General features: G+C 54.7%; 11 protein-coding genes. 6 read left to right on the forward strand and 5 right to left on the reverse strand.

The window, feature by feature from the left end:
- Positions 1 to 181 precede the first annotated feature (181 nt).
- Genes FOI68_RS20735 through FOI68_RS20745 form a run of 3 tightly spaced genes read left to right on the forward strand, consistent with a single transcriptional unit; the run spans position 182 to position 1,764 of the window.
- The gene (locus FOI68_RS20735; protein WP_143864180.1) at positions 182 to 613 is read left to right on the forward strand and encodes a phage holin family protein; all 432 of its coding nucleotides are present in this window, start codon (positions 182 to 184) and stop codon (positions 611 to 613) included.
- Positions 600 to 1,454: an N-acetylmuramoyl-L-alanine amidase gene (locus tag FOI68_RS20740; protein WP_143864167.1), complete on the forward strand. Its 855-nt coding sequence runs from the start codon at positions 600 to 602 to the stop codon at positions 1,452 to 1,454. The genes FOI68_RS20735 and FOI68_RS20740 overlap by 14 nt, the downstream gene beginning before the upstream one ends.
- Before the next feature lies 1 nt (position 1,455).
- Positions 1,456 to 1,764 (forward strand): hypothetical protein, encoded by a 309-nt coding sequence (locus FOI68_RS20745; RefSeq protein WP_143864168.1) that lies wholly within the window; start codon positions 1,456 to 1,458, stop codon positions 1,762 to 1,764.
- A 52-nt stretch (positions 1,765 to 1,816) separates the two neighbouring features.
- Here FOI68_RS20745 and FOI68_RS20750 read toward each other — a convergent pair whose 3' ends face one another.
- Positions 1,817 to 2,860 carry a tyrosine-type recombinase/integrase gene (locus FOI68_RS20750; RefSeq protein WP_143864169.1) on the reverse strand — a complete coding sequence of 348 codons (1,044 nt, stop codon included), beginning with the start codon at positions 2,858 to 2,860 and terminating at the stop codon, positions 1,817 to 1,819.
- 425 nt (positions 2,861 to 3,285) lie between these two features.
- On the opposite strand from FOI68_RS20750, the gene FOI68_RS20755 reads away from it, so the two are divergent.
- Positions 3,286 to 3,627, forward strand: coding sequence for a YhjD family protein (locus FOI68_RS20755; RefSeq protein WP_143864170.1), 342 nt, complete (start codon positions 3,286 to 3,288; stop codon positions 3,625 to 3,627).
- A gap of 238 nt (positions 3,628 to 3,865) precedes the next feature.
- On the opposite strand, the gene FOI68_RS20760 is transcribed toward FOI68_RS20755, so the two are convergent.
- The 3 genes from FOI68_RS20760 to FOI68_RS20770 form a co-directional block, all read right to left on the reverse strand.
- Positions 3,866 to 6,022, reverse strand: a complete 2,157-nt coding sequence (locus FOI68_RS20760; RefSeq protein ID WP_143864171.1) for a type IV secretory system conjugative DNA transfer family protein — start codon at positions 6,020 to 6,022, stop codon at positions 3,866 to 3,868.
- 104 nt (positions 6,023 to 6,126) lie between these two features.
- Complete coding sequence (locus tag FOI68_RS20765) at positions 6,127 to 6,558, reverse strand: hypothetical protein (protein ID WP_143864172.1); 432 nt, start codon at positions 6,556 to 6,558, stop codon at positions 6,127 to 6,129.
- 125 nt (positions 6,559 to 6,683) lie between these two features.
- Positions 6,684 to 6,875: a hypothetical protein gene (locus FOI68_RS20770; protein WP_035295098.1), complete on the reverse strand. Its 192-nt coding sequence runs from the start codon at positions 6,873 to 6,875 to the stop codon at positions 6,684 to 6,686.
- A 177-nt stretch (positions 6,876 to 7,052) separates the two neighbouring features.
- Here FOI68_RS20770 and FOI68_RS20775 point away from each other — a divergent pair, with 177 nt between their 5' ends.
- Positions 7,053 to 7,283 carry a helix-turn-helix domain-containing protein gene (locus FOI68_RS20775; RefSeq protein WP_035295095.1) on the forward strand — a complete coding sequence of 77 codons (231 nt, stop codon included), beginning with the start codon at positions 7,053 to 7,055 and terminating at the stop codon, positions 7,281 to 7,283.
- Positions 7,284 to 7,688: 405 nt separating this feature from the next.
- Here FOI68_RS20775 and FOI68_RS20780 read toward each other — a convergent pair whose 3' ends face one another.
- Positions 7,689 to 7,913 carry a helix-turn-helix domain-containing protein gene (locus tag FOI68_RS20780; protein ID WP_035295093.1) on the reverse strand — a complete coding sequence of 75 codons (225 nt, stop codon included), beginning with the start codon at positions 7,911 to 7,913 and terminating at the stop codon, positions 7,689 to 7,691.
- A gap of 65 nt (positions 7,914 to 7,978) precedes the next feature.
- Here FOI68_RS20780 and FOI68_RS20785 point away from each other — a divergent pair, with 65 nt between their 5' ends.
- Complete coding sequence (locus FOI68_RS20785) at positions 7,979 to 8,176, forward strand: helix-turn-helix domain-containing protein (RefSeq protein ID WP_035295090.1); 198 nt, start codon at positions 7,979 to 7,981, stop codon at positions 8,174 to 8,176.
- Positions 8,177 to 8,207: the final 31 nt, after the last annotated feature.

The raw sequence follows: 8,207 nt of genomic DNA on the forward strand, positions 1-8,207 counted from the left end.
CAAAGCGGAAAAGGCGTTTTTTCATGGGGAGCTGCGGCTCCCCCTTATTCATCAAGACCGTGAGTCCGCCCCGAGCCGATCGGGGCTTTCAATTTGCCCTCGGGGGTGGCGAGGAGGATGAAGCACATTGCGCTTTGTACAAAGACTTGAACTTGAGAACATCGCAACACAAGCAAATGCCATGGCAGCGGCAACGGGGGCGGTGCTGGCGCCTGTGTTCCATTACTTCTATGGAACCGGTCGAACTGACATTATCGTGGTGCTTTTGTTTTGCATCGTACTGGATTGGATAACCGGCATCCAGGCAGCCAAGAAGAAAGACAAAACGTATTCGTCGGAATATGGCCTGAGCCGTATTCCCCGGACATTGTTTCTGCTGTCCCTGCCGGCCCTGGGAAACTTGCTCGACCGTGTTATGGGGACACCGGGCTTTCTTTTTTACGGCGTCACGTTCGGCCTCATCTATCACACCTGGAACAGCCTGACGGCCAACGCAACCCGAGCCGGATGGCCGGTGCCAAAGGCAGTCGCCAAGCTGGTGGAGTCTGAGATCAAAGCAAAGACTGATCGGGCCATGAGACAAAGGGAGGGAAATGGCCATGCAAATCGTTGACATGCTGCTCACCAACAAAAACGCACGCCCCGGGACCAAGATCACCCCCCGGGGCCTTGTCATCCACTGGACGGCCAATGAAGGGAAAGGCGCAGACGCCGTTGCTAACCGGAACTACTTCAACAAGCCAACCACAGAGGCCAGCGCTCATTACATCGTTGACGACAAGCAGATTGTGCGCTGCCTACCCGAAAACGAGATGGCCTACCACGTCGGCGCCAAGCAGTACAAACGGGAGGCGGTAGCCAAGTTGAGCAGCTATCCGAACAACTGCACGATTGGGATTGAGATGTGCGTCAACGCGGACGGCAACTTCCAGGAGACCTACCGGCGCACGGTGGAATTGGCTGCGGACATCCTGAAGCGGTATGGCTGGGGAGTGGACCGGCTGTGGCGACACTTTGACATCACAGGCAAAAACTGCCCGGCATATTTCGTCTCGGACGATTATGGCCGGAAGTACACCGGCCTGACAGCGGCGCAAGCCTGGGCGAAGTTCAAGGACGATGTTCACAAGTTGCTCACGGCAAATCCACAACCAGCACAAAAACCTGTGGATAAGGTTTCCATCGAGATTAACGGCTGCCGCCTGCCGGTTCAAGGCTACCTCCGTGACGGCGTATCCTGGCTGCCGGTCCGGTCCGTAACCGAGGCAGTCGGTGGCAAAGTGGAGTGGTGCGCTTGCACGAAGCAGGTGCGCGTGAACGGAAAAGACGTGACGGAGAGCATTGAAAGTGGCACGGCGTATGCTCCGGCCCGGGAGCTGGCCGCCATCCTCGGGCTGTCGGTGGAGTGGGATCAGGGCACGAAAACCGTAAAGCTGAAGAAAGGGTGTGTGTAGTATGACTCTCGCAGACGTGGTTGTCTTTGGCCAAGAATGGGGCGCGCTGATCGCCCTTTTTCTGTTGGTGCTGCTCGTCATGGCCGCCGACCTGTTCCCGCGCGTCGCTGCCTTTATCGCCGAGATCGAGGCGGTGTTCCCGGGCTTGTACGCCCACCTGGAGGACAAAGAACAAGCCCTTGTCAATCGTTACGACCGGCTGCCGGCAAGAATCCGCGCCGGCTTCGCTTTGGTCGGCGGCAAAACAGCATGGGCCGCGCTTGTCAGGTGGATGTACAAATTCGTGCGAGATCGAGCAAAGAGAAGCTAAACAGACAGCCCTCCGGCGGAGAAAATCCACTGGAGGGCTGTCTCGTTTTTATTTACGCCTTACGCCGCACCATGTCCACCAGCCCATGATCAAGCTGATGGCTGTGGAGCGGGTGCTTTTTCATGGCGTCCATGACCTTGCTCGTGTCGATCGCCAGGTAGTGCTCCAGCGTCTGGACACGAGCGTGGCCGCTGATCTCTTTCAAGACGAATAGGTCCACTCCCTGTTTGTACAGGAACGTCAAGCAGCTACGCCGCAGCGCATGGAGGCTGAGCCCGTCCTTGTAGATGCCGAGCTTCTTGGCATATGACTTGAACAACCAGTCGATCCCCTTCTCGCTGTATGGCTTGCCGTACTTGGTAAGGAACAGCGTCTGGTCGTCCTCATCCGTGACAAAGTACTTCCGCCCGCATCGGTACCGGTTGATTTCGTGCCGACTCTTCCCCTTCTTTTTCTGAATCTCCTCATACACGATCCCGTTTTGCAGATAAAGCTGCAGCGCGTTGGCCAACTGCGGAATCATCGGGATCACCCGGTCTTTACCGCCTTTCCCGTCCCGCACATGGATGTACCCCTCTTCGAAGTTGACGTCGTATGTTTTCAAGGCGATCAGCTCACTTACCCGAACGCCTGTAAAAAGGAACGTGGCAAAGATAGCGTAATCGCGGATCGCATACCTTCCAGTCAGCATGATCCCGTCCAGCAGAGTTTTTGCCTGCTGCTCCCCGAGCGTAATCGGCACCGTCTTCGGTACTTTCATTCCTTGGATGTTTTTGGCCGGGTTTTTCGTGATGTCGTAGTCGTCGTGATCGACGAAGTACTCATAGAACGACCGGATCACGGACATATGCCGATTGACGGTACGCGGTGCCAGGCCGGCGTCGACGAGGCTGAACTTGTACTCACGAATATCCTGCTGCCGAAGCTCCAGCACGTCTTGCGTGGGAAAATGGCCGATGAAGCGGCGCAGATCCATTTCATACCCGGTCAGCGTCTTCGGCCGCGCCCCTTTGTCGCTTTTCATGTACAGTAGAAACTCTCGCACGTAGAGATCGTTGGTCTGAGTTTTGACGATGCTTACCACATTCCCGTGCATAGAATCCCCTCCCTGGATTGTTCCAGGGCAGCACCTAATGCTAAGATATAACCATCAGGCGCTGCCTGGTGCTCAGAAAGCCGTTTCTCAGTCTGGCCGGACGTGAACGGCTTTCTTTGTTTTTATCATAAAGCGACTTTTTAAAAAGGGAATGGCCTTACATGAAAAACCACGGGGTAACGGTTCTTTATTTTCCCCCAATTGGTATTCCGGGTAAGAATGTTGAATAACGGCGTAATATCAAGTGTTGTTGCGCTTTTTTCATGTCAAAACAGTCATGTCAAAACAATCATGCGGTTTTTAGGGGATAGTTTTGACATGAAAATTGGTCATTTTCCGGACATAGTTTTGACATGGATTCGGACTGGACGTTCGCATTTTGTTCGCATATAATAGGAACAAATGTTCGTGATGGAAGTGGGAACATGCAGAATGGCGCTTGGCGTGATGTTCTTCACGAATATATCGTCTATGGACTGCTTTTCAAGGCTCTGATGGTTGATTCTGGCCATTTGGAGCAGGCCTCAACCAAACTTCGATACAAGCCACTTCTGGAGAAACTCTCGATCAAAGCCGAGCGGGAGCATCACAAATACCGCCGAGAGCTTCACAGACTTGGCTGCAAGGTGGTGAAGACCGAGCAACAAGCGATTGGATACTGCGTAACGTTGAGATTGCGTGGTCATGTCCAAGAAGCGATATACTCCGTCGAGACGTTGAGAGCGGAATGCGAAGTTCGCCTCGAAAGGCTGATCCAAAACCGTTAAGTGGTTCAGGGAAGTTCGCGGCGGTCCCGGTGTGTACGAGACAGCATGGGGTGTCATAAAGGAGATTGACGCGGACAAACGACGGTTTTAGAAGAAATCTCTGCACCAGCGTGATGAACGCGCATAATCCCACGCGCCGCCGCATACGCTGGTAGCGACAGCGCAGCAGCGCCCCAGCGGTGTTGGAGAAGTATTGTCTGCATAAAAAACGAGCCCTTTCTCGATTGAGAAGGGGCTTTTATGCTGTGTTGGTCTGTGTTGCGCTACACAGTGTTGCGTAGAGTTGTGCCTCAACTTCCTCGACTGGACGACCAAACAGGCGCGCGCACTCTTCACCGCGGTACCAGTTTTCATAGGCATACAGGCGTTCCTTCGGCGGTCGAAGTCCGCGAGCAACGAACGGCGTCTGGCGTTTTCCTTCAGCCCGGATGACATGCAGCCAGTCCTTTTTCTCGATCCGCAGGCACTCCTCGACAACGGTGCTTACATCCCCCGTGAAGTCGACCAATTCTTCTTTCAGCGCCTCGTACGTCTTTTTGCTACTCGCTCCCAGGTGGAGATGCGGTCCGGCAGATATAAGGATATCGCGGAGATCGCGCGGTACCTGAGCCCAATCGTGGAAGAGGAATACGGGGATTAACCGGTACTTCCGAGCCTCGACGACGATGTCTTCGAGGAGATCCACGCAGGCTTCGAAGTTCGCCCCTAGCATCTGGTGAATTTCGTTCAGGATCAGGAACGTTGGTCCATCGGCGCCGATCGCCATTTTTGCGAGCCAAATCTTCACGAGCTGGTGGTGGAACACCCGCGGGGTGCCTGACTTCATGAAGACCTTTTTAGGGATCTTCACCACGACCGTTTTCCCCTCACGCATCCATCGGGCGTAGTCGACCACGCGCTTACCACTGACGACCTTCGGCTCCTGACAGAAGATATTGCGCATCGCGTCGTCGCTGATGATCTTGACCAGGCGCGACTGAACATACCCGGCAATCTGTGCCTGTTTGCGCTCGCCAAGCGCGGTGTACGCTTCCCACTCCCTCACGAGGAACACCTGCCGCTCCACACGCAGCCGGCGCAATACCTGCTCGCGGTATGGGTTCGGGTCGGGGGAGAGCATGTTAGCGATATGAAGCGGGTTGCCGCCAACCGCCCGGGCGGCCGCCCGGAGCCAATGGTCCGTGTCGGTCATGTCCCCGGTGCCGAGGAAGGTACTTAGCTCAGCCGCCATCCGCCGGTTCGCCTCCCGGCCGGCGCCCAGGCCCTCGTGCCAATCCTGTGCGATCGGCCAGTCCGTGTTTCCAAGATCGACCTCGATGTATTGCTCCAGCTCGTCGGGCGCAAAGGTGTCTCGCACTTGGTCGGACATGCCCCTGTTCTTCTCGTCGACCACATCGACCAGGAACGATCCAATTCCGTGGAGTCGCCCCTCGACGACCAGGTTGGCTGCCAGCGTGTCCTTGCCGCCGCCCATTTCCGCGATGGCCACGTGTGGGAGGCAGAATTCGTCCATGTTGCTTGTCGGTAGAAAGACGTCAACCTCTCCATCTTTCTGCCGCACGGTCCCGATCTTCACTCCGCCCCGGCGCAGCGCGGCCGGCACCTTGCTTTCGCGCTGTGCGACGGCGGCGACGATACCGTACTCCTGCTGCAGCGAGCGCGGCGGTAGTTGGAGCAGGCGCCCGATCTCTGCGGGGGTGAGAATGTCGCGCCGGCCGGAGAAGAATGGTACCTGCAACCTCCGGGCCCGCACGTCTCGAAGGAAACGGCCAAACCTCCACCCGGGTACCCGGCGGGCTTCGAACTGGTTGTCTGCATTCAGACTTGCCAGACCGGTGCAGAGGCCGCGGCCAAGGCGCTGCCGCCGGCGCGGATCGTCTGAACGGACGAGCACCCGGAGTACGAAGTCAAAGCCTTGCCCGGCCAACTTCTGCTCGGTCGCCTCCGAGAGGTGACCGACTTTCCGCCATTCTCGCGGTTTGTGTCCCCGGTCGAATTCCCGCCGATCCGTCGCGGCATCCTTCCACCAGTCCGGTTCGGCTGCCTGGAACCCGAATTGGATCACAGCGTAGTCGTCCCCGCGAAACTGCCTAGACAGCTCCAGAAGTAAGGGAAGCGGCGCAAGTTTCCGCCGGTCCGTGGATAGGGACAGGAAGTGCGGGAAACGAAGGCGAAGATGCCAGGCGTCCGTATCTGGGCCGAACGGCAGCAAGTGGTCGTCTTCCGCCGGCTCCAGTACGGCAGTCGGCCAGGTGGCTTCCACCTGCTGCCGGGCCATCTCGGCCGTACGCGCCCGCGTCGCCATCCGGATCTCATATCGGTCCCGGGAGATCACTGTTTCCCAGAAAATGCGTTCACGTTCCGGCCAGCACCATTGTTCTACGGCGGTTGCCAAGAGGTCCGCGATCGCCTCATACCCGTCTGCGAGTGGTGTAGCGAAGTGCTCCACGTCTTCATTTGTCGTCGACGGGCGAGGGACCACTTTCACGACTAACCAATCTACTTCCCGAGGAACGCCGACCGAATCCCTGCCTGTACGGCATCGTTCAGCATCGCCCCGAGGAAGTACAGGAGCAGTACCATTGACGGCACCAGGGCAGTCCCCAGTATGATCCCGCCGGCCGTCATGAGGGTCATCCGACCAACCCGGCGCTGGAATATTACGATTACAATACCCACCAGCAGGCCGAGCGTACCGATCACGAGCGCCAGACCCTGAATCGTCCCGAACATGGGGCTGAAGCTGCCCCATAGTTTCAAGACGGAGGCCATGCTGCCGGTGTCGGCCAGGGCAGGCGTGGTCAGCATCGCGCCCGCGACGGTCCACAATGTCGTCGCGAGCTGGCGCAGCTTTGGGTTGGGCAGAACCACCGCCGCCTGTTTTGTGCCGATTGTTGACGTAAGCGGGACTCCATTGATACGCACGATCATGCTGATGCACCTCCGTATGGTTTTCGCCTTTTTAGGGGACAATGAGAAAAACTGTGAAGGAGGATGATACGGGTGCTGCTGGGTCTTGGAATCGGATTAGTGATAGGTGGAATTTCCGCGATTGCCTACGCTCTGATGTGACCGCCTCCCCCGGGGCGGTTTTCTTTTTGCGCCCTTTGTGCTTGAATTGACAGAACCACCTGTTTCAGCCGATCTTTCACCCACTTGCTGAAGTTGATGCCGTTCGCGTACTCCCAGCAGGCTTTCTCCAGTGGATCGTCGACGTTGAAAGCGACTTGTTTGCGTTCTGTTGCCACACACCACACCTCCCATTGCTGTGATCTGCCACGTAGCGCATTGGACCGTTGAAGTGCGCTCTGGGCTGTTGTGTTACTATCAGATGCAGCAGCGATTGTCCATTATTCCCGAATTCGCAACGTTTGAAAAAAGCAACTTTTGGCCAAGCTGGTAACAAAAACAGGGAGGTCAGTTACGTGTCGTGGTTTGGGTTAGGTAAGCAGCGGTCCAAGTTTGGAAAGTGGTTGGACAGTCAGGGCATAACACAGGAGGAGTTGTCGCAGAAGAGTGGCGTCAACAAGTCAACGATCAGCCGTCTTTGTAGCGGTGATGCTTTTCGTCCGTCAATGAAAAATGCAAGTAAAATCATGCAGGCGTTGAGGCGGCTTGGGAAGAACGTGGACTACGATGATTTTTGGTCAATGTAAGTAAGAGATATCAAACAGTCGATTTCATAACTAATAAAATAAAAACAACATCGAGCAAGCCCAAATTACCCGCAAAATAAAATTTGAAATGGTTTTGTGTTGACATTTGTCAGCATCTCGCTTATCATTGGCTATAAAGAAAACCTAAAATGGTAAGATGGGTTGAATTATGCCTATTTCCGTTTTATACTATAAAAAACGGGAATAGGCATATTCTCGTTTGGGAGAGTGGGAAGCGATTTGTGTTTCATAGTAATTTTCATTTAGGTGTTAAAAATATAGTCTGTTTAAAAAATTCGCAGCTTATCGACAAAATACGACAACATCCATCAATCGAAATAACTAAAATGAGAATTAAATGGTTGCCTATATGGCAAGGAACTGCTTGAGGAGGAGCTATAAAGCTCACTGCCGTTTACCTTTTGCTGCAATAATCCACTCGTAAAGATCCTCTGCGTGACATCCAAGGATTCGAGCTGCCAAAACAGCATTCTCGAACGTCATATCCCGTTCGCCTTTTATCCATCTGCTAACAGTGGACTCTGCCACACCCATGCGGCGGGCAAACTCGGCTTGGGACATGTCGCCCAACAAGTCTGGTAAACGGCATCTCCCGCGCAGGAGTGCCATATTTGCACCTCAACTCGTAGGTTTATGTAAGGATTATAGCATAAGAAAGAGAGGGAGAGAGGCCAATGGAAGGCCAAGGAAAAATTACTCTTAAAGAAGCGAGAAAATTTCGCAATCTTACTTTGAAAGAAGTATCTGCGGAAATTGGCATTCCCGCAAGAACTCTTCGTAAATATGAACTTTCCCCGGGTAAGACCCCGCTCCATATAGCGGTTAAATTACTGCTCTTGTATCAGGTTCCCATTGGTTCGGTTAAATTTTAAAAGGTATCGTGCCTCGAAGTACAATAGGAGA

Origin of the sequence: Brevibacillus sp. LEMMJ03 (assembly GCF_007197875.1) — a bacterium.
In the GTDB taxonomy this organism is placed as follows: domain Bacteria; phylum Bacillota; class Bacilli; order Brevibacillales; family Brevibacillaceae; genus Brevibacillus; species Brevibacillus thermoruber.